General features: G+C 72.0%; 15 protein-coding genes. 9 read left to right on the plus strand and 6 right to left on the minus strand.

The window, feature by feature from the left end; translation table 11 throughout:
* The first annotated feature begins 6 nt into the window (after window positions 1-6).
* Window positions 7-4,704, plus strand: coding sequence for an ATP-dependent helicase (locus tag GA707_RS09430; protein ID WP_152178153.1), 4,698 nt, complete (start codon window positions 7-9; stop codon window positions 4,702-4,704).
* A complete protein-coding gene (locus GA707_RS09435) occupies window positions 4,697-5,551 on the plus strand; it encodes a DNA-formamidopyrimidine glycosylase family protein (RefSeq protein WP_152178154.1) in 855 nt (284 codons plus the stop codon). The genes GA707_RS09430 and GA707_RS09435 overlap by 8 nt, the downstream gene beginning before the upstream one ends.
* Window positions 5,552-5,889: 338 nt before the next feature.
* Here the strand turns inward: GA707_RS09435 and GA707_RS09440 are convergent, their stop codons facing one another.
* From GA707_RS09440 to GA707_RS09460, 5 genes are all read right to left on the minus strand, one after another.
* Entirely contained in the window at window positions 5,890-6,189 is a 300-nt protein-coding gene (locus tag GA707_RS09440; RefSeq protein WP_152178155.1) for a helix-turn-helix domain-containing protein, read from the minus strand.
* A gap of 79 nt (window positions 6,190-6,268) precedes the next feature.
* Window positions 6,269-6,766: a CinA family protein gene (locus GA707_RS09445; RefSeq protein WP_152178156.1), complete on the minus strand. Its 498-nt coding sequence runs from the start codon at window positions 6,764-6,766 to the stop codon at window positions 6,269-6,271.
* A 4-nt stretch (window positions 6,767-6,770) separates the two neighbouring features.
* Complete coding sequence (gene pgsA, locus GA707_RS09450; RefSeq protein WP_152178157.1) at window positions 6,771-7,490, minus strand: CDP-diacylglycerol--glycerol-3-phosphate 3-phosphatidyltransferase; 720 nt, start codon at window positions 7,488-7,490, stop codon at window positions 6,771-6,773.
* Window positions 7,490-9,007: a 30S ribosomal protein S12 methylthiotransferase RimO gene (gene rimO, locus GA707_RS09455; protein ID WP_152178158.1), complete on the minus strand. Its 1,518-nt coding sequence runs from the start codon at window positions 9,005-9,007 to the stop codon at window positions 7,490-7,492. Before rimO ends, pgsA begins: the two co-directional genes overlap by 1 nt.
* 44 nt (window positions 9,008-9,051) lie before the next feature.
* Window positions 9,052-9,768 (minus strand): ion channel, encoded by a 717-nt coding sequence (locus GA707_RS09460; RefSeq protein WP_152178159.1) that lies wholly within the window; start codon window positions 9,766-9,768, stop codon window positions 9,052-9,054.
* Between the two features lie 126 nt (window positions 9,769-9,894).
* On the opposite strand from GA707_RS09460, the gene GA707_RS09465 reads away from it, so the two are divergent.
* Entirely contained in the window at window positions 9,895-11,010 is a 1,116-nt protein-coding gene (locus tag GA707_RS09465) for a MauE/DoxX family redox-associated membrane protein (protein ID WP_193315252.1), read from the plus strand.
* A gap of 24 nt (window positions 11,011-11,034) precedes the next feature.
* On the opposite strand, the gene GA707_RS09470 is transcribed toward GA707_RS09465, so the two are convergent.
* Window positions 11,035-11,877: a GAF and ANTAR domain-containing protein gene (locus GA707_RS09470; RefSeq protein WP_152178161.1), complete on the minus strand. Its 843-nt coding sequence runs from the start codon at window positions 11,875-11,877 to the stop codon at window positions 11,035-11,037.
* Between the two features lie 301 nt (window positions 11,878-12,178).
* On the opposite strand from GA707_RS09470, the gene pelF reads away from it, so the two are divergent.
* The 6 genes from pelF to GA707_RS09500 all read left to right on the plus strand — a co-directional run bounded on the left by pelF (window position 12,179) and on the right by GA707_RS09500 (window position 19,507).
* Complete coding sequence (pelF, locus tag GA707_RS09475; protein WP_152178162.1) at window positions 12,179-13,642, plus strand: GT4 family glycosyltransferase PelF; 1,464 nt, start codon at window positions 12,179-12,181, stop codon at window positions 13,640-13,642.
* Window positions 13,639-15,102, plus strand: coding sequence for a hypothetical protein (locus GA707_RS09480; protein ID WP_152178163.1), 1,464 nt, complete (start codon window positions 13,639-13,641; stop codon window positions 15,100-15,102). The genes pelF and GA707_RS09480 overlap by 4 nt, the downstream gene beginning before the upstream one ends.
* 145 nt (window positions 15,103-15,247) lie before the next feature.
* Window positions 15,248-16,105, plus strand: a complete 858-nt coding sequence (locus GA707_RS09485; RefSeq protein ID WP_152178164.1) for a sugar phosphate nucleotidyltransferase — start codon at window positions 15,248-15,250, stop codon at window positions 16,103-16,105.
* Window positions 16,102-17,049 carry an NAD(P)-dependent oxidoreductase gene (locus tag GA707_RS09490; protein WP_193315253.1) on the plus strand — a complete coding sequence of 316 codons (948 nt, stop codon included), beginning with the start codon at window positions 16,102-16,104 and terminating at the stop codon, window positions 17,047-17,049. Before GA707_RS09485 ends, GA707_RS09490 begins: the two co-directional genes overlap by 4 nt.
* The gene (locus GA707_RS09495; protein WP_152178166.1) at window positions 17,046-18,443 is read left to right on the plus strand and encodes a nucleotide sugar dehydrogenase; all 1,398 of its coding nucleotides are present in this window, start codon (window positions 17,046-17,048) and stop codon (window positions 18,441-18,443) included. Before GA707_RS09490 ends, GA707_RS09495 begins: the two co-directional genes overlap by 4 nt.
* On the plus strand, window positions 18,440-19,507 hold the full coding sequence (locus tag GA707_RS09500; protein WP_152178167.1) for an NAD(P)-dependent oxidoreductase: 1,068 nt from the start codon (window positions 18,440-18,442) through the stop codon (window positions 19,505-19,507). Before GA707_RS09495 ends, GA707_RS09500 begins: the two co-directional genes overlap by 4 nt.
* Window positions 19,508-19,509 lie beyond the last annotated feature (2 nt).

The raw sequence follows: 19,509 nt of genomic DNA on the forward strand, positions 1-19,509 counted from the left end.
TCCGCGATGACCAGCACCGACGTCGAGGGCGCCGCGAGCAGCGGCGACATCCTCGAGAGCTTCTCCACTGCGACGGCCGAGTGGTTCCGCAGCAGCTTCGCCGAGCCCACCTCTGCGCAGGTCGGGGCGTGGACGGCGACGAGCTCCGGTCGGCACGCCCTCGTCGTCGCGCCCACGGGTTCGGGCAAGACCCTCTCGGCGTTCCTCTGGGCGTTGGACCGCCTCGTCGTCGAGGGCCCGCCCGAGGACCCGATGCGCCGGTGCCGGATCCTCTACGTCTCGCCGCTCAAGGCACTCGCGGTCGACGTCGAGCGCAACCTGCGCAGCCCGCTCGTCGGCATCGGTCACGCCACCCGACGGCTCGGCCTCCCGGACATCCCCGACATCTCGGTCGCCGTGCGCTCCGGGGATACCCCGGCCGCAGAGCGCCGGCTCTTCGCGAAGTCGCCGAGCGACATTCTCATCACTACCCCCGAGTCGCTGTTCCTCCTCCTCACCAGCGCCGCCCGCGAGTCGCTGCGCGGTGTCGACACGGTCATCGTCGACGAGATCCACGCCGTCGCGGGCACCAAGCGCGGAGCGCACCTCGCCCTCAGCCTCGAGCGCCTCGACGCGCTCCTCGACCGCCCGGCGCAGCGGGTCGGGCTCTCTGCCACCGTGCGCCCCATCGAGGAGGTCGGCCGGTTCCTCGCCGGGGGCCGCGACGTCGACATCGTGTCCCCGGCCTCGGAAAAGCAGTGGGACCTCGACGTCGTCGTGCCGGTGCCCGACATGTCGGCGCTCGGCGAGGTGATCACCGACGACCTCTCCGGCGCCGCTTCCGGGGAGCAGCCGCGCACCTCGATCTGGCCACACGTCGAGGAGCGCGTCGTCGACCTCGTCGAGGCGCACCGCTCGACCATCGTCTTCACGAACTCCCGCCGTCTCGCTGAGCGCCTGACGACGCGGCTCAACGAGATCTGGCTCGAGCGCCACCCCGAGCAGGACGGCGTCTCGGTGCTGGCACGGGCCCACCACGGCTCGATGAGCAAGGAGCACCGCGCTCAGATCGAAGAGGACCTCAAGGCGGGACGACTCCCGGCGGTCGTCGCGACGAGCAGCCTCGAGCTCGGCATCGACATGGGCGCCGTCGACCTCGTCGTCCAGGTCGAGTCGCCCCCGTCGGTCGCGAGCGGGCTGCAGCGGGTGGGGCGTGCCGGCCACCAGGTCGGTGCAGTCTCCCGCGGCGTCCTCTTCCCGAAGTTCCGCGGCGACCTCGTCCAGACCGCCGTCGTCGTCGAGCGGATGCGGGAGGGTGCGATCGAGTCGTTGCACGTCCCGGCGAACCCCCTCGATGTCCTGGCGCAGCAGATCGTCGCGATGGCGGCCATGGACGACTGGTCCGTCGAGGATCTCGAGTCGCTGCTCCGTCGCGCAGCCCCGTTCTCGACACTGACGAGATCGGTCCTCGAGGCCACCCTCGACATGCTCGCGGGGCGCTACCCGAGCGAGGAGTTCGCCGACCTGCGCGCACGGGTCGTCTGGGACCGGTTGACCGACACGCTCACCGGCCGCCGGGGTGCCCAGCGGCTCGCGGTGACCTCCGGGGGCACGATCCCCGACCGCGGTCTCTACGGCGTCTTCCTCGCCGGCGGCGACGGCCCGGGGCGCCGGGTCGGCGAGCTCGACGAGGAGATGGTCTACGAGTCCCGGGTCGGCGACGTGTTCACCCTCGGCACCTCGACCTGGCGGATCGAGGACATCACCCATGACCAGGTCCTCGTCTCCCCCGCCTCCGGCATCCCCGCCAAGCTGCCGTTCTGGAAGGGTGACCAGCAGGGGCGCCCCTACGAGCTCGGGGCCGCTGTCGGTGGCTACATCCGCGAGGTCGGCCAGGCGGCCGAGGCCGCCGCCCGGGAGCGGGTGGCTGCCTCCGGCCTCGACCCGTGGGCGACGGACAACCTCCTCCAATACCTCCGCGAACAGCGCGAAGCGACCGGCAGCCTGCCCGACGACCGCACGATCGTCCTCGAACGGTTCCGGGACGAGATCGGGGATTGGCGGGTGGTCGTGCACTCGCCCTACGGCCGCTCCGTCCACGCGCCGTGGGCACTCGGCGTGTCGGCCCGGATGCGCGAGCGCTTCGGCGTCGACGTCCAGGCGATGGCCGCCGACGACGGCATCGTCTTCCGGCTGCCCGACCTCGAGTTCGACGACCTCCCCGGTGGCGAGTCCGCGTCACGGGGTGCGGACGCCTCGAGCGCGCTCGTCGACGCGGTGCTGCTCGAGCCGGATGAGGTGACCGACCTCATCACGACCGAGATCGGCGGCTCTCCGCTGTTCGCCGCGCGTTTCCGCGAGTGCGCCGCCCGGGCCCTCCTGCTCCCGAAACGTCGCCCCGACCGGCGGCAGCCGCTGTGGCAGCAGAGACAGAGGTCAGCGCAGCTGCTCGAGGTGGCCAGCGCATACCCGACGTTCCCGATCATCCTCGAGACGGTGCGCGAGGTCGTCCAGGACGTCTTCGACGTTCCCGGACTTGTCGACCTGCTGCGGCGCGTGCAGCGTCGTGAGGTCTCGGTCGTGGACGTCGAGAGCCGCCAGCCCTCGCCGTTCGCACAGTCGCTGCTCTTCGGCTACGTCGCCCAGTTCCTCTACGAGGGCGACTCGCCGCTGGCCGAACGTCGGGCCGCGGCCCTGGCGCTCGACCCCGGTCTCCTTGCCGACCTGCTCGGTCAGACCGAGGGCCTCTCGTTGCGTGACCTGCTCGACCCCGAGGCGATCACGACGACCGAGAGTGAGCTGCAGCGGCTCACCCCCGAGCGGGCGTGCCGCGATGCCGAGGACGTCGTGGACCTGCTGCGCACGCTTGGCCCGCTCCCCTTGGCCGCCGTCGCGGAGCGTACGCGCGAGAACGTCCGGGAGGAGGTGCCGGCCTGGCTGGAGCGGCTGACCGAGGAGCGGCAGGTCATTCCTGTGCGGGTCGCCGGCGAGGACCGGTATGCGGTGGTCGAGGACGCCTCTCGGCTGCGGGACGCCCTGGGGGCGAGTCTGCCGGTCGGGGTGCCCGGTGCATACCTCGACCCGGTGGAGGACCCGATCGGGGACCTGGTCCGGCGCTATGCGCGCACGCATGGGCCGTTCCTCGCCGGGACGGTGGCCCAGTGGTTCGGGCTGGGGATCGCGGTCGTCAACGACACTCTGGCGCGGCTCGCGGCGTCCGGCCGGATGACGACGGGCGAGTTCCTGCCGCCGGAGATCCTCGCGCAGCACGTCGGCGACCACGAGACCGGCACGCACCGCGAGACCGCCGAGTGGTGCGACTCCGAGATCCTCCGCCAGATCCGGCGTCGGTCGCTCGCCGCGCTGCGGCGCGAGGTCGAGCCCGTCGACCCGGGCACGTACGCCCGGTTCCTGCCCGGCTGGCACGCCGTGCCGGGCGGGCTACGCGGACGGTCCGGGGTGCTGCGGGCGGTCGAGCAGCTCTCGGGAGCCGTCCTGCCCGCGAGCGCGCTCGAGAGTGTCATGCTCCCCGCGCGGGTGCAGGACTACAGCCCCGCGCTGCTCGACGACCTCATGTCCGCGGGTGAGGTGTTGTGGCAGGGTCACGGATCGCTCGCCGGTGACGACGGGTGGGTCTCGCTCCACGTGGCGGAGACCGCACACCTGACGCTGGATGACCCGACGGGTCCGGACGCGGAGGCGGCAGTGCCGCAGGCGATGCTCGGGGCCCTGTCGGGCGGTGGGGCGATGTTCTTCACCGCGCTCGCGGACTCGGTTCGGGCCGCGGCCGAGGACGCGAGCGTCTGGAGCGACACCGAGCTCGGGGAGGCGCTGTGGGATCTCGTGTGGGCGGGCGTTGCCACGGGTGACACCCTGGCACCCTTGCGGGCACGGCTGGGGAGGGGTCGAACCGCGCACGCGCGGGGCTCCCGGAAGCGCGCACCGACACGGGCTCGGTATGCCGGCCGCCGGTCGGGGCTCGGCATGCTCGGCAGCGGACGGCTCGCGGCCAGTGGTGGCGGACCGGGCGCACGGGCGACGCCGACGACCCTCGTCGGTCGCTGGTCAATGCTGCCGAAGCCGATCGACAACGTCACCGCGCGCACCCTGGCGCGAGCGGAGGTCCTGCTCGACCGCTACGGCATCGTCACCCGTGGCGTCGCGGCTGCCGAGGACGTGCCTGGCGGCTTCGCGGGGCTGTACCGCGTCTATAGCCAGGCCGAGGAGACCCGCGTGTTGCGACGCGGCTACTTCATCGAGCACCTCGGGGCCGCGCAGTTCGGCGCGACGGCGACCGTGGACCGGCTGCGCGCCACCGGTGAGCCGTCGCGGGAGCCGACCGTGCTCGTCCTCGCGGCGACCGACCCGGCGCAGCCCTACGGCGCGGCGTTGTCCTGGCCGGAGCGATCGGTCGACGAGGACGGGTCGGCTCGTGGTCACCAGCCCGGGCGCAAGGCCGGCGCGCTGGTCGTGCTGCGCGACGGAGCGCTCGTGCTGTATGTCGAGCGCGGCGGTCGTACGGTGCTGACCTGGACCGACGACGCTGTGGCCTTGGAGGCGGCGGCGCAGGCGCTGGCCGGGGCCGTGCGAGCGGGGGCGCTCGGCCGGTTGACGGTGAGCAAGGCCGACGGTGCCGACCTGCTCGGCTCGGGCTCGCCACTGGTCAGCGCGCTGCTGTCGGCCGGGTTCCACATGACGCCGAAGGGGTTGCGGATCCGTGCCTGAGGGCGACACCGTGTGGCGGACCTGTCGGCGGCTCGATCAGGTCTTCGGCGGGGAGGAGCTCGAGCGGGCCGAGCTCCGCTGGGGCCGGCTCATCGACAGCGACCTCGTCGGTATGACGACGCTCGAGGTCGTGCCACGCGGCAAGCACATCCTCCATCGGCTCGAGGGCGGGTTGACCCTGCATTCGCATCTGAAGATGGAGGGCTCGTGGCGCATCCAGAACGTCGGCGACCGCGTGCCGAGCGCCGACGTCGTCAGGGCCGTGCTCGGCACGTCGCGGTGGACGGCTCTGGGGAGGCGGCTCGGCGGACTCGACCTCGTGCGCACCGACGACGAGAGCGAGTTGGTCGGCCATCTGGGCCCGGACATCCTCGGTGAGGACTGGGATCTCGCGCTCGCCGTGGCTCATGTGCGCGATGGCCACCTCGGGAGCACGCACGACCTCATCGGCGCGAGCCTGCTCGACCAGCGGAACCTCGCTGGGATCGGAACGATGTGGGCGAGTGAAGGGCTGTGGGTCGAACGCGTCAACCCGTGGACGCCGGTGTCGGAGCTGAGCGACGAGGACCTCGATCGGGTGCTCGGCCGGATCCAGCGGATGATGAAGGACGCCTGCGCGCGGGCGGTCAACCCGTCATACGTGCACGCGCGTTCGGGGCTGCCGTGTCCCCGCTGCGGACAGACGATCCGCGTCGCGATGGCGGGACCGGCGGACAAGGAGCGCACCCTGTTCTCGTGCCCGTCGTGCCAGGGAGGAATCGCCTCCACCGACGACGGACGGCCGCAGGCACCGCTGTCGAGCAGCCGTCCCCGTTCGCGCAGCGGCTATCGGCGTCGCACCCGCTAAGCGGCGCGCTCCATTCCTCGAGTCGGCGGCTCTGCACCGGCATGCCAACCGCGCGATATCCCACGCCCCTGGCATGCTGCCGACGCGGCAGCTCCGCACCGGCATGCCAACCGCGCCACATGACCCGCCCCTGGCATGCTGCCGACGCGGCAGCTCCGCACCGGCATGCCAACCGCGCGATATCCCACGCCCCTGGCATGCCGCAGACTCGGCAGCTCCCGCACCGGCATGCCAACCGCGCGATATCCCACGCCCCTGGCATGCCGCAGACTCGGCAGCTCCCACACCGGTATGCCAACCGCGCGCCGAACAGTCCTGCGGGCGAGCGGAACTCGGCGTCAGGCGGCGTTGCGGGCGGACATCGCCGCGCGGCGCTCGTGTAGCGGCACCGGGGCGGTCGCCGCCTCGGCGACGGCGACTCGGGAGGTCACCTGGGACAGGACTTCCGACAGCGGCTGACCGAGCGCCGAGCAGATCGCGCCGATGAGCTCGGACGAGGCCTCCTTGGTGCCGCGCTCGACCTCGCTGAGGTATGCGGTGGAGACTGAGGCGGACTTGGCGACGTCGCGCAGCGAGCGACCCTGGGTCTGGCGCTCCTCGCGGAGGACCTCACCGAGCTCGCGGCGCAACACGATCATGGGGACCACGGTACAGGCCTGCGCCGACACAGCGCTGGGTGACACCACATCGAATCCCCCGAACGGGCCCACGGACGGATCAGTCCACCAGCCGCGACAGCGCCTCGAGACACAGCCCCAGGGCCGCGTCGACGGTGGCCTCGCGGACTGTCGCTCGATCCCCGTCGAGTGCCAACCGCTCGACGAAAGCCACGCCCGGAGCCGACACCGCGACGAACACCGTGCCGACCTCGTGACCGTCCTGCGGGTCGGGACCGGCCACCCCCGTCGTCGCCAGCCCGACGTCAGCGACCATCACTCCCCGCACCCCTTCTGCCATCGCCGACGCTACGTCCGCATCGACCGCCCCCCGCTCGGCGAGCAGGTCCGCGGACACCCCGAGAAGTGTGCTCTTGCGGTCGGTCGCGTACGCGACCACCCCGCCACGGACGACGAGTGAGCTCCCGGGCACCGACGTCAGTGCCCCGCAGACGAGTCCACCGGTCAGGGACTCCGCCGTCGCGAGCGTCAGGCCCCGCTGGCGACAGGTGTGGATGACGTCGACGGCAAGCCGTTCCGGGGCGGGAGAAACGTGCATATCACTACGTTCGTCCCGGACCGCCGGCGGCTGCCCCGCCCCCTTCACGCCCGTCGCCCCCACGTCCGCCGCCCTCACGCCCGCCCCGATCACGCGAGCCGCCCTCCCGCGCAGCGCGCTTGGCAGCCGCCCGCTCGCTCGTCCGGCGCAGCCGCAGCGCGTCGCGCACGTAGTCCAGACCAGTGACGACGGTGACGAGGACGGCGACGGCGAGCACCGCATACGCGAGGAACTCGAGGAACCCGCCCAACGGCCAGGTCGACAGCGGCAGGGTGAGCATGACGATGGCGACGGTCTGCAGGACCGTCTTGATCTTGCCACCGCGGCCGGCTGGCATGACGCCGTGGCGGATGACGATGAACCGCAGGAGGGTGATCCCCCACTCCCGCACGAGCACCAGGGCCGTCACCCACCAGGGCACCATGTCGATGATCGACAGTCCGACGAACGCCATCGTCATCAGCGCTTTGTCGGCGATCGGGTCGGCGATCTGCCCGAACTTCGTGATCAGGCCCCGACTGCGGGCCAGGTCGCCGTCGATCCGGTCGGTGATCATCGCCGCCGTGAACGTCGCAGCGGCCAGGTACCGGTAGGCCGGCGACTCGCCGTTCTCCACCAGCAGCAGCCAGCCGAACACCGGCACGAGCACGATGCGGAGCATCGTCAGCGCGTTGGCGATGTTCCACGGGCTCGGAGGCGCCGGAGCCGACGCGGCGCCGCCCATCACGCCATCCCCACCGGCTCGGCGACGAGGTCCACACCCTGCGCATCGACCACCCGGGCCCGGACGAACGAGCCCACGGCCGGCACCTCCAGCCCCGCGGGCCAGTGGAAAACCGTCGCGCCGTCGACATCCGGACCCTGGTGGGCACTGCGCCCGATGACCTCGAGCGCCCCGTCGGCGTGCGACTCCACGGACGTCGTCACCTCCTCGACGAGCACGACGACGTCCTCGCCGACCCGCTCCATCGCCCGGTCGGCCGTCAGCTGCTCGACGAGATCGGCCACCTCGTCGAACCGCTCGGAGATCTCGGCCTCGGACAGCTTGCCGTCGAGCGTCTCCGCCTCCGTGCCGTCCTCGTCGGAGTAGGCGAAGACACCCACGACGTCGAGTCGCGCCTCGCCGAGGAACCGGCACAGCTCGGCCACGTCGTCCTCGGTCTCGCCGGGGAAGCCGACGATGACGTTGGTGCGGATGCCGGCCAGCGGCGACCGCGTCCGGATCGAGTCGATGAGGCCGAGGAAGGGCTCGGTGCCGCCGAAGCGGCGCATCCGGCGCAGCACCGTCGCGCTCGCGTGCTGGAACGACAGGTCGTACCACGGCACGACGCCCGGGGTGCTCGCCATGGCGTCGAGCAGTCCGGGCCGCACCTCCGCCGGCTGCAGGTAGGACACCCGCACCCAGTCCACCCCGTCGACCGCGGTCAGCCTCGGCAGCAGCGTGTCAAGCGCACCGAGGTCGCCCAGGTCCTTGCCGTATGACGTGGAATTCTCCGAGACGAGGAACAGCTCGCGCGCCCCGTGCTGCCCGAGCCACTGCGCCTCGGTGACGACGTCGTCCGGGAGGCGGGAGACGAACGCGCCGCGGAACATCGGGATGGCGCAGAAGCTGCACCGCCGATCGCACCCGCTCGCGATCTTCAGCGGCGCCCACGGCCGCTGCTCGAGGCGTCGCCGAACGACCCGGGGTCCGCTCGCCGGGGCGATCCCCTCCGGCAGATCCGGTATGCGGTCCGCACCCGAGCGACCACCGGCGCCGCTCCCGTGGCCGGGCAGGGCGACGGAGCCCGCGGCGCCTTGGCGCTCGACCGGGGTGAGCGGCAACAGGTGTCGCCGGTCCCCCGGCGTCGGCGCGGCGGGCCGCTGCCCCGCGAGGATGGCGGAGAGCTGCTCCGACATCTCGGCGTAGGAGTCGAACCCCAGCACGGCGTCGGCCTCAGGGAGCTCGGCGGCGAGCTCGCTGCCGTAGCGCTGCGCCAGGCAACCGACGGCGACGACGGCCTGGGTGCGCCCGCTCTCCTTGGCCTCACTCGCCTGGAGGATGACGTCGATCGAGTCCTTCTTGGCCTGCTCGATGAACCCGCAGGTGTTGACGACCGCGACGTCGGCGTCGGTCACGTCCTCGACGAGCCGCCAGCCGCCCTCGGCGAGCCGCCCCGCGAGCTCCTCGCTGTCGACCTCGTTGCGTGTGCAGCCGAGGGTGACCAGCGCAACCGTCCGCTGCTGATCCTCCGCTGGCATGTCGCCAACTCTAGTCGGGGCGACTCCCGCCCCGCCCTCGTCGGTCAGCGGTTCTTCAGCACCGTCAGCGCGACCAGGCGCGAGATGACCATGGCGATGTACAGCACGCCGCCGATCTGCTCGATCATCACGAGCGACTGCGCGTGCGGGAGCACCGGCACGACATCCGAGAGGCCGACGCCGGTGAAGTTCGAGATGGACAGGAACAGCATCTCCTGCCAAGTGAGGATCTCCTCGCCGGAGGATGAGGCGAAGCTGCCCGGCCAGAGGTACTGCACGGCCATGAACATGTACGCGAAGCCCCAGGCGATGACGGTGAAGGTCGCACCGACGGCGAAGATCTCGTCCTTGGTGACCCAGTGGTCCTCGAACATGTAGGCGACCAGCGCATACGCGGTGTAGAAGTAGAAGATCCCGAGCAGGAAGTGCCCGCCGACCACCGCGAACGTCTTCTCCTGGTCGATGGCCCCCCAGATCTCGAGGATGACCGCGGGGAATCCGATGACGATCGAGACCCAGCTCAGCGCGGGTGTGCTGCGCACCGTCCACAGGGCGAGGAGCAGGACGATCGCCCCGAAGATCGAGACCGCAACCCGGCCGAACGTCGTCGGCTGCATGAAGGGGAAGAGCAGGATGCCGAGGAACTGGGTGAAGAGCAGCACCGCGGATGGCTGGTTGCGCGCCGTGCGGATCGCCTTGTGGGCGATGCTCGGCTGCGCGAAGGGGTCGTCCTGGATCTCGTCCGCGAATCGCAGAGGCATACCTCAAGAGTAGGACCCGTGCACGTTCTCGCCCCAGAGGTCGGCCCACCTCTCCCGCGGCCAGCCTGGGCCGTTCGGGTATGCGCTGGTCAGGCTCCGCGTCGACGTGCGGCGATAATGGGGGACGTGTCGAACCCCGCCGCAGCCCTGACCCTCGTGCCCATCACGTTGGTGCTCGTGCTGCTCGTCAGTGCCGTCGCCAAGCTGAAGGCGCGGGCCTCGACGGCCTCGGCGGTGCGGCTGCTCCGGGTGCCGGGGTTCCTGAAGCCCGAGTGGGTGGCCGCCGTCCTGCCCCCGGCGGAGATCGTCCTCGCGCTCGGGATGCTCAGCCCCTGGCTGCCGCTGGCGCGCGTCGCCGCCGTGGCCGCGGTCATGCTGTTCGCGGCGTACTGGGTCGTCATCGCCCGGGCGATGACCTTCGACCCGCGGCCCTCGTGCGGCTGCTTCGGCCAGATCGGCGACCAGCGGGTGACCGCCAAGACACTGTGGCGGAACACCGTCCTGCTCGCCGGCGCCGCCGTCTTCGGGTGGATGACCTGGGCCCAGAGCGTGACGGTCTTCTCGTTCTTCTCGGACGCGACGACGCGGGAGTGGCTGCTGCTGCTGGGCGCCGCATACCTGGTCCTCGTGGCTTGGTTCGTGCTGTCCCCGCCCTCCCAGGTCAGGCAGCGCTCGAGCCGGCGCCGGAAGAACCGGCCCGCCGACGCCCACGATCACGCGGATGGGTCCGGGGCGACGGCGACTGCGGTTGACCAGAGCGAGCCGACCGAGGACGAGTACGTCCGCGTGCCGATCCCCGATGCGATCCTGCTCGACCCCGAGCGCGACCCGCACACCCTTCTCCAGCTGGCCGCTCAGCAGCCGGTTCTGCTCGTGTTCATCACGTGTGGATGCCCCTCGACCTACGAGACGTGGCGACGTCTGCCGGAATGGGCCGGACGGCTGCCGCAGGTCCGGGTGCTCGGCGTCGAGACCTACCAGCTCGGGGACCTCGACATCGCCGGGGTGCGCGAGCGGCTGTTCTACGACCCGGCGGGCAAGGCCTTCCAGGCGCTGACGATGCCCGGCACGTCCTCGGCGATCCTGCTCGGCGCTGATCGGCTGGTCGCCGGCGGCCCCGTCCTCGGCAACGACGAGATCGAGGAGTTCGTCGCCGAGATCGAGGAGGCCCTGACGCAGGCCGCTCCCGCGGACCCGGTGCCCGCCGACGCCCCGCACGCGCAGGTGAGCGACACCGTGTGAGTCAAGCGTGGCTATCGCGACGGTTCAGTCACGCGATGTCGTCTTGCGGGGCCGCGCATCCCGGGCGGCGGGGCGCGACGCCGTCGCCAGGGTCGGCCGATACCGGCGCGAGCGTCTGGTGCGACTCTCTGGCGACGGTCCGGCGGCGGACATCGGGGCCGCCCCGCTCAACGGCGCGATGCCGCGGACGATGTCCTCGGCCACCTGGCTCAGGGGGCGCCCGCTGTCCCTGGCGTCCGACCGGATGAGCTCGAACGCTCGCCCCGGGTCGATGCCGGCGCGCACGGCCACCATCCCCTTCGCCTGCTCGAGGACGACCCTGCTGTCCAGAGCGCACTGCAGCTGCGTGGCCAGACGGTGCTCGGCCTCCAGGGTCCGCCCGTTCACCAGTCCGACCGCGGCCATCCGGGCCAGCGACTGGGCGCGCAGCTCGTCCTCGTAGCTCAGCTCGACGTCGGTCAGCCAGTGCAGGGTGAACACTCCGAGCCTGCAGCCGTCGGCCTCGATCGGCACCGCATGGATCAGGCGGACCCCCTGAGCCTGCGCCGCCCGCGCGTACTCCGGCCAACGACGGACATCGTCGGCGACGAACGAGACCACGTGCAGGCCGCGGTGGGCCATTCCGGCCGGCCCGCCGTGCCGCAACCCGGCGACGGCGACCGCCTGGGAACGCTGACTCGCGGCTCCGGCCACCTCGAGGCCGCCCTCGGCATCGGCGAGGAGCACTGTCCCCCCGTCGGCGCCGAAGAGCGCCAGTCCCGGACCCAGCAGGGTAGCGACCACGCACCGCTGTCCGTTCTCGTTCGCCCGCAGCGTCGCCAGGTTCAGCAGGAGGGCGATGAACTCGTCCTCACAGGGGTCGTTCATGGCGGATCGGACTGCCCTTCGTCGTCGTCTCGTGCGACGCGCCCCCCTGACGGCTCGTCCCAGGACTCTCGTCCCTGGATGTCAGGTATAACCCCGGCCCGGTCGACCTGACTAGGGACCTTTTACCCGGTCCAAGGCCCTTGTCAGGGATCATCGGAGACGCCTACGGTGCTGGTCAGTGCCATTGCCGACCGGCTCGTCCGGTCCTGTGGCGGAGCTCGGCCCCGGACCCCGGCCATCGATGCCGGAGGCTGCCGTGACCACACCGCCACGCCGATCCCCAGTCCGGGGAACGGCTCCCATGCGCGTCACACTCGTCTCCGAGGGCACCTACCCGTTCGCGATGGGCGGGGTGAGCGTCTGGTGCGACCAGCTCATGAGCGGCCTCGACGGCCACGAGTTCGAGTTCGTGGCGCTGACCGTCGACGGTTCCGCACAGCCGATGTGGCCCGCGCCCCCCTCGCTCACGCGGGTGCGCACCATCCCGCTGTGGACACCGTCGCCGCGAGGGCGGGGCCGGCTCGATCCCGGGCTCGAGGGCGCACTGGTCGACCTGTGCGCCGCCCTGGTCGAGCCGCTCCCCACCCAGCCGGTCCTCGCCCGCGCCGGGGTGGGGACGTTCCTCGGCGCACTCCGGCGGATCGGTGCGGGGATCCGCGAGCGGGGCAGCACCGCGGGCCTGTTCACCGGGGACCGGGCGGTCGAGATCCTCGGCACGGCCTGGGAGGACCGCACCGGTGAGCCGCTGACCCTCAAGGACGCCCTGGACTGGGGTGACCTGCTCGAGCACCTGCTCAGGCCGTTGCAGGAGCCGCCCGTCGACAGCGACGTCGTGCACGCCTCGATGAACGGACCCTCGATGCTCGTCGGGATGACCGCGCACTGGGAGCGGGGGACGCCGGTCGTGCTCTCGGAGCACGGCACCTACCTCCGGGAGCGCTATCTCCTCGAGGGCGACGCGCCGCTGACCTCCGCGGTGCGCTTCCTGCGCCTGAACTTCTACCGGCTCCTCTCCGCCGCGTCGTACCAGGTGGCGGCCGCGATCGCCCCGCACTCCCACTACAACCGCCGCTGGCAGCTGCTCTGCGGGGCCGATCCGGACCGCATGCACACGATGTACAACGGCGTCGCGCTCGCCGACTTCCCGGTGGCCACCGCGGAGCCGGACGAGCCGACCGTGAGCTTCCTCGGGAGGATCGACCCGGTCAAGGACGTCCGCACCCTCGTGCGTGCCTTCTCGACCGTGCACCGCACCGTCCCTGGCTCCCGGCTGAGGATCTTCGGGGCCGCCCCGGTCGGGCAGGAGGCCTACCTGCGCGACTGTCAGGACCTCGCGAGCGATCTCGGGATGCAGAGCCGGGTCGCGTTCGAAGGACCGACCCGCAAGCCGTTCGACGCCTACCACAGCGGGTCGGTGGTCGCGCTCTCGAGCATCTCCGAGGGCTTCCCCTTCTCGATCGTCGAGGCCATGGCGTGCGGCCGGCCCGTCGTGTGCACCAACGTCGGCGGCGTCGCCGAGGCCGTCGGCGACGCGGGAGTCGTCGTGCCGCCCCAGGACCCGGATGCGCTCGGCGACGCGCTGCGCGCGGTCCTCGAGGACGACGAGCAGCGCGCCCGGATGGGGGCCCGCGCCCGGCTGCGGGTGCGGGACCGGTTCACCGTCGAGCGGTGGACGACCGCCTACGCCGACCTGTATGCACTGGTCACCTCCCAGGGTGACGGAACCACGGTCCAGCCCGCCCCTGCGGAGGTGACGACGTCGTGACCACCCAGCCGAGAGTCACCCGGCCACAGACCACCCAGCCGCGAACGACTCAGCCGCACCCTACGCACCCAGACGCGAAACGGGCGGAGACGCCGGGCGAGGTCGACGAGCTGCTGGACCGGATGGCCCCGACGCTCGCCTCGTCCGTCGACACCCTCCACGTCGCGGCGGTGCTGGAGTCCTCGGGTATCACCGACGACCTGGCCAGGGACCGTTACGGCCACCCGGACGTCTTCGCCCTCGCCCGGACGCTGCGGGCTCCCTACTCCGAGCACGACGCGGGGGCCGTTCACCCCGGACTCCTCCCGGCACCGGCCCCGACCCGTCGATCGGACGGAGTCGCGGATGAGGACGACGCCGGCGGGGCGAGCAGTGTCGGACACGGGGTCATCTACCTTCTCCCCGCCCTGTGCATGCCGGCACTGCTCGACCTCGTCGGCGTCACCCACGCCGCCCTGTCCCTCGTTGTCGGGGCGGCCGTGGGATGGCTCTGGGCGGTCCTGGCGACCTGGCGCGCCTACGGCGTGATGTCCGACGCCGGACGCACCGCTGCCGAGGACCACCTCCGCAGGTCGGTACTCGTCGGCGCGGGCGCCGGCGCCGTGGCCGGTGCGACCCTCGCCCTCGCCGGAGCCCCTCCCGTCGTCGGTGTGGTGACCGCTTCGGTGACGTTGGCCCAGCTCGGCACGACGCTGCTGTTCTTCCTCCGCCGCCGCGCCGAGCTGCTCCTCGTCCTGGTCGTCCAGGGCACCCTCGGACTCGCCAACCTCGTCGACCCCCTCGCCGTGCCCTCGACCTGGGTGCTCGGCGCCTTCACCGTCGCCGCCCTCGTGCTGTTCCTGGCGGGCGGCGCGCTTCGCCGCCACCACGTCACGGCACCCCTCCTGCTCGCACCCGGACTCGGGCCCGTCCTCTGGTACGGCATGGCGAGCGTGGCGTTCCTGCTGATCCCGCAGGCCGGACTGCTCAGGGCCGGAGACGGGTCCCCGCTCGCGCTGGCGGGCCTCTTCCTCACCATGGGCCTCGTCGAGTGGCGTGGCGGCTCACTGTCGGCACGCCTGCGCCGGGAGCTGGCGACGCTGCACAGCCCGGCCGAGTTCCGCCGGCGCCGGGCCCTCCTCACGCACCGGGAGGCCTTCGCGTGCGCCGCCGTGGCGGCGCTGGCAGGAGCCGGCGTGCTGCTCCTCCTGCACGACGCCGACCTCCTCACGACCACAGGCGTGCTCGTGGCGGCGGCGACGGTGCCGCTGGCCGCCGCATACCTCGTCTGCCTCGTGCTGGCCAACAGCGGAGCCCAGGTGTGGCTGGCCGCCGCCTTCACCGGCGGCGTCGTCGTCGAGAGCACCGCCTGGGGCGCGATGCGCGCCTCGCCGGCTCTGGCGTTCGTGATCGCGGCGGGCCTGCTGTTCGTCGCCGTCACGGTGGGCCTCCTCCGCCGACCGGTCGACCGCTTCCGATGACACCACTCCGACCACCTCCACCCGACCACGACCACGACCACGACCACGACCACGACCGACCATGCACCCACCGACCGATCCACCCACCGACCACCGACCGATCCACCACCGACCAGACCGACTCTCACCTGACAGGGGTTCGTCCATGCACGCAGTGATCCTCGCCGGAGGCAAGGGAATTCGACTCCGGCCCTATACCACCGCCCTGCCCAAGCCACTGGTCCCGCTCGGCGACCACGAGGTGATGCTCGACGTCATCTTCGCCCAGCTGGTCCGGCAGGGGTTCACCTCGGCGACGCTGGCCATCCACCACCTCGGGCACCTGATCCAGGCGTACGTCGGCGCCGGCTCCGAGTGGGGTCTGGAGGTCGACTACGCGACCGAGACCGAGCCGCTCGGCACCTTCGGGCCGCTGTTCTCCCTCAAGGACCGGCTGCCCGAGCACTTCCTCGTGATGAACGGCGACATCCTCACGGACCTGCCGTTCGGCGACCTGCTGACCGGCCACGTCGCCTCCGGTGCACCGCTGACCGTGGCGACCCACGTCACCGAGCACCAGGTGGAGTTCGGGGTGCTGGACCTGTGGGAACAGCGCATCTGCGGCTTCACCGAGAAGCCCCGCCTGACCTACCACGTGAGCATGGGCGTGTATGCGATGTCGCGCTCCCTGCTCGACCGCTACCAGCCGGGGACGCCGTGCGGCGCCGACGAGCTGATCCTCGATCTCATCGAGCGCCAGGACTACCCGGCGTGCTTCCCCTACACGGGGCTGTGGCGCGACATCGGGCGCCCGAGCGACTACGACGGGGTCAACTCCTGCTACGACGAGCTGCGTCCCATGCTCCTGCCCGAGCCGCTCGCCGCCGCTGCCGGACCCTCGGACCCGTGCCCGCAGGAGGGGGCTGCGGCGGTCCTCGCCACACCGGCCGCCGCGACCTTCCCCTCGGCGCACTCCAACGGAACTCGACCGGCGTCGGCGCGCGAAGCCTTGGTGACACAGTGACCCGGGTCCTGGTCCTCGGGGCCCACGGATTCCTCGGGTCGCACGTGGCCACCGCGGCGCGGTCCGAGCCGAGCGTCGACGAGGTGCTCACGCCGACCCGCACGGAGCTCGATCTCGATGCCGGGGTCCAGCCGATATCGCAGTCGCTCGATCGCATGGCACCCGACGTGGTGCTGATGTGCACCGGGCGTCTCGACGGGACCGCGTCCGAGCTCGTGGCCGCACATGCCGGCGCCGTCGCGACCCTTCTCGACGCGCTGGGCGGCCTCGGACGGCCGGTCCGGCTCGTCCGGCTCGGATCCGCAGGCGAGTACGGGCCGGTCACCTGGGGTGAGTCCGTCCGCGAGACCCATGCGACGTGGCCGGTGACGGCATACGGAGCCAGTCACCTCGCGGCCACCCACCTGCTCAGGGCGGCGTCCCTGCGCGGTCCGGTGAGCGGCACGACCCTGCGGGTCTTCAACCCCGTCGGGGCCGGTGGCCACGGGCCCAGCCTCGTCGGCCAGGTGGCGGCGCGCATCCGCAACGCCCAGGTGGAGGGAGCCGACGAGATCGTGACCGCCCCGCTGACCACGTGGCGCGACCTCGTCGACGCCGAGGACGTCGCCTCGGCCGCGATCGCGGCCGCACTCGTCCCGGGCCCGCCTCCCGCGGTGGTCAACATCGGCTCCGGGCGGGCCATCGCCGTCCGTGAGGTCGTCACTCTCCTGGCCGAGCTTGCCGGATGGCGCGGCACGATCCGCGAGGACGGCCCCGCTCCGTCCCGCTCGGCCGGCGTCGGGTGGATGCAGGCCGACATCGCCCTGGCCGCCGAGAGCCTCGGCTGGACCCCCCGACGCACCCTCCTCGACTCGCTCCGCGAGATCTGGGCCGACAGCCATCATCAGCCGGCGGCCGCCACCTCGGCATCCATCGCCTCACCACACCAGAAGGACGCATCATGACACTCACCGTCGGAGTCATCGGGCTCGGCTACGTCGGCCTGACCCTCACCGCCGCGCTGGCCCGCGCCGGGCACACCGTCTACGGGGTCGACACCTCGCCCGTCGTCCTCGAGGGCGTGAGGTCGCGTCGGCTGCACCTCCAGGAGCCCGGGGTCCAGGAGACGCTGGAGGACTGCCTGGGCACCACCGTGCACGTCGACGAGACGCTGCCGGTCCGGAGCTACGACGCGGTGTTCATCGCGGTCAACACGAGCATCGACAAGCGCCACGAGGTGCGCCTCGGACCCCTGCTGGCCGCCACCGCCTCGGTCGCGGAGCGCTGTCCGCGGGACACCCTCGTCGTGGTCCGCAGCACCGTCCCGATCGGGACGACGCGCACGATGGTCCATCCCCTGTTGCAGGAGGCCTGGGGGCGTCCGCTGCTCTGCATGGCGCCAGAACGCACCATCCAGGGCCAGGCCCTGCGCGAGATCGTCGAGCTGCCGCAGGTCGTCGGCGGGATCGACGAGCGGAGCCTGGAGGCGGGAGCGGCGCTGTTCGAGCAGATCTCCAGCACCGTCGTCCCCGTGTCGTCGACCGACGCGGCCGAGATGGTCAAGCTCACCAACAACGCGCACACCGACCTGATCTACGGGTTCGGCAACGAGGTCGCCCTCATCGCCGGCCAGCACGGGGTGGACCCCCTCGAGGTCATCGCGGCCTGCAACCTCGACTACCCGCGACCCGACCTGTCCCGGCCGGGCTTCGTCGGAGGCGCCTGCCTGACCAAGGACCCCCACATCCTGATGGGCTGCACCCCCGGCTACAGCACGCCGATGGTCCGGGCCGCCCGCCAGGTGAACGAGGAGCTGCCGCGTCACATCGCGCTGCAGGTCCTGCGGCTGCTGCACGAGTCCCGTGGCTCCACCACCGGGGGAACCGTCGCGGTGCTCGGGTGGGCCTGCAAGGGCACCCCGCCCACCGACGACGTGCGCGGCACCGCCGTCGAGACGCTCGTGCCGCCGTTGCTCGCAGCCGGCGTCCGGGTGCTCGGCCATGACCCGCTCGTGCCCGACCCGATCATCCGAGAGCTCGGCGGGGAGCCCGGCGGGCTCGAGGCCACCCTCCGCGGCGTCGACGGGGTCGTCGTCGTGACCGACCATCCGCTCTACCGGAGTCTCGACCTCGAGAGCCTCTCGCCCGACGGCCCTCCCTCGTTCGTCTACGACGTCTGGCGGATCCTCGACGAGCCCATGCTCACCGGGGCCGGAATCGCCTACGCCAGCGTGGGGCACCGGGCCGGAGCCAGGGACCGGAGGTCGCGCCCCGGAGCCGCTGATCCGACGAACGGCCACTCCGTCCGGCCCTCGCTGACGACGCGCCTCTCCACGGAGAGTGCGGAGGTGCCGGCATGAACAACCTGATCCTCGGCGGTGCCGGCTTCATCGGCGCCCACCTCGCGGCGCGGCTGCTGCGCGACGGACGTCGCGTGACGATCGTCGACGACTTCTCGCGCGGCACGCGCGACGCGGCGATCGCGGACCTCGAGCGGTCCGGAGCACGGCTGGTCTCGGCCGACCTCACCCGCCCGGACCCCTGGGTCCTCCTCGGCCAGGACTGGGACGAGGTCTACCACCTCGTCGCGGTCGTCGGAGTCCGCAACGTCGAGCAGGACCCGCTGCGCTGTATGCGCGTCAACACCCTCGCCACCCTCAACCTGATCGACTGGGTGCCCCGAAAGGCCCGCGTCTTCTACTCCTCCACCAGCGAGGTCTATGCCGGCGGCGTCGCTCACGGCATCGTCCCCGTCCCGACCGCCGAGAGCGCGATGGTCGTGGTCGACAAGCCCACGGCTCCCCGCGCCGCCTATGCCGTGAGCAAGCTGTGGGGCGAGGCCGCGCTGTCCCACGCCGGTGCCGCACGCGGCTTCGACTGGGTCACCGGACGGTTCCACAACGTCTACGGCCCGCGCATGGGCATGAGCCACGTCGTCCCCGAGATGCTCGCCCGCGCGGCGGCCGGCGAGACGCCGTTCCGGGTCTGGGGCGCCGACCAGACCCGAGCCTTCTGCTACGTCGACGACGCCGTGGAGGCGGTCGTCCGCCTCATGCGGACCCCGCGCGCGACGGGACGCATCGTGCACATCGGCACGACCGCGGAGACGCACATCATCGATCTCGCCCGGATCGTGCTCTCCGCGGTCGGTGTCGACCCTCCACTGCAGGTGCTCCAGGGCCCCGACGGCTCGGTGAGTCGACGGTGCCCCGACACCTCCCTCCTCTACCGCCTGACCGGGCACGTCCCTCGCATCGAGCTGCCGGAGGGCGTGCGCCGCACGTGGCAGTGGTACTCCACGAGCGGCCTCAACGCCAGGGAGGGCGAGGCCGGGAGATCGGACCCCGCGGCCGTGGCGGCGACCACGTCGACCGCACCCACCGCACCTGCCCCCGTCGCCTACGCAGCCCCGCTGGCCCCCTGATC

The organism is Nostocoides sp. F2B08, from assembly GCF_009184895.1.
Taxonomy (GTDB): Bacteria; Actinomycetota; Actinomycetes; order Actinomycetales; family Dermatophilaceae; genus F2B08.

What these genes read in the sequence shown, in the direction of transcription:
- pgsA (WP_152178157.1), bottom strand. Translation starts at nt 7,490, where the DNA reads ATGGGCGGCGCCGCGTCGGCTCCGGCGCCTCCGAGCCCGTGGAACATC.
- GA707_RS09485 (WP_152178164.1), top strand. Translation starts at nt 15,248, where the DNA reads ATGCACGCAGTGATCCTCGCCGGAGGCAAGGGAATTCGACTCCGGCCC.
- rimO (WP_152178158.1), bottom strand. Translation starts at nt 9,007, where the DNA reads ATGCCAGCGGAGGATCAGCAGCGGACGGTTGCGCTGGTCACCCTCGGC.
- GA707_RS09470 (WP_152178161.1), bottom strand. Translation starts at nt 11,877, where the DNA reads ATGAACGACCCCTGTGAGGACGAGTTCATCGCCCTCCTGCTGAACCTG.
- pelF (WP_152178162.1), top strand. Translation starts at nt 12,179, where the DNA reads ATGCGCGTCACACTCGTCTCCGAGGGCACCTACCCGTTCGCGATGGGC.
- GA707_RS09495 (WP_152178166.1), top strand. Translation starts at nt 17,046, where the DNA reads ATGACACTCACCGTCGGAGTCATCGGGCTCGGCTACGTCGGCCTGACC.
- GA707_RS09460 (WP_152178159.1), bottom strand. Translation starts at nt 9,768, where the DNA reads ATGCCTCTGCGATTCGCGGACGAGATCCAGGACGACCCCTTCGCGCAG.
- GA707_RS09500 (WP_152178167.1), top strand. Translation starts at nt 18,440, where the DNA reads ATGAACAACCTGATCCTCGGCGGTGCCGGCTTCATCGGCGCCCACCTC.
- GA707_RS09430 (WP_152178153.1), top strand. Translation starts at nt 7, where the DNA reads ATGACCAGCACCGACGTCGAGGGCGCCGCGAGCAGCGGCGACATCCTC.
- GA707_RS09445 (WP_152178156.1), bottom strand. Translation starts at nt 6,766, where the DNA reads ATGCACGTTTCTCCCGCCCCGGAACGGCTTGCCGTCGACGTCATCCAC.
- GA707_RS09440 (WP_152178155.1), bottom strand. Translation starts at nt 6,189, where the DNA reads ATGATCGTGTTGCGCCGCGAGCTCGGTGAGGTCCTCCGCGAGGAGCGC.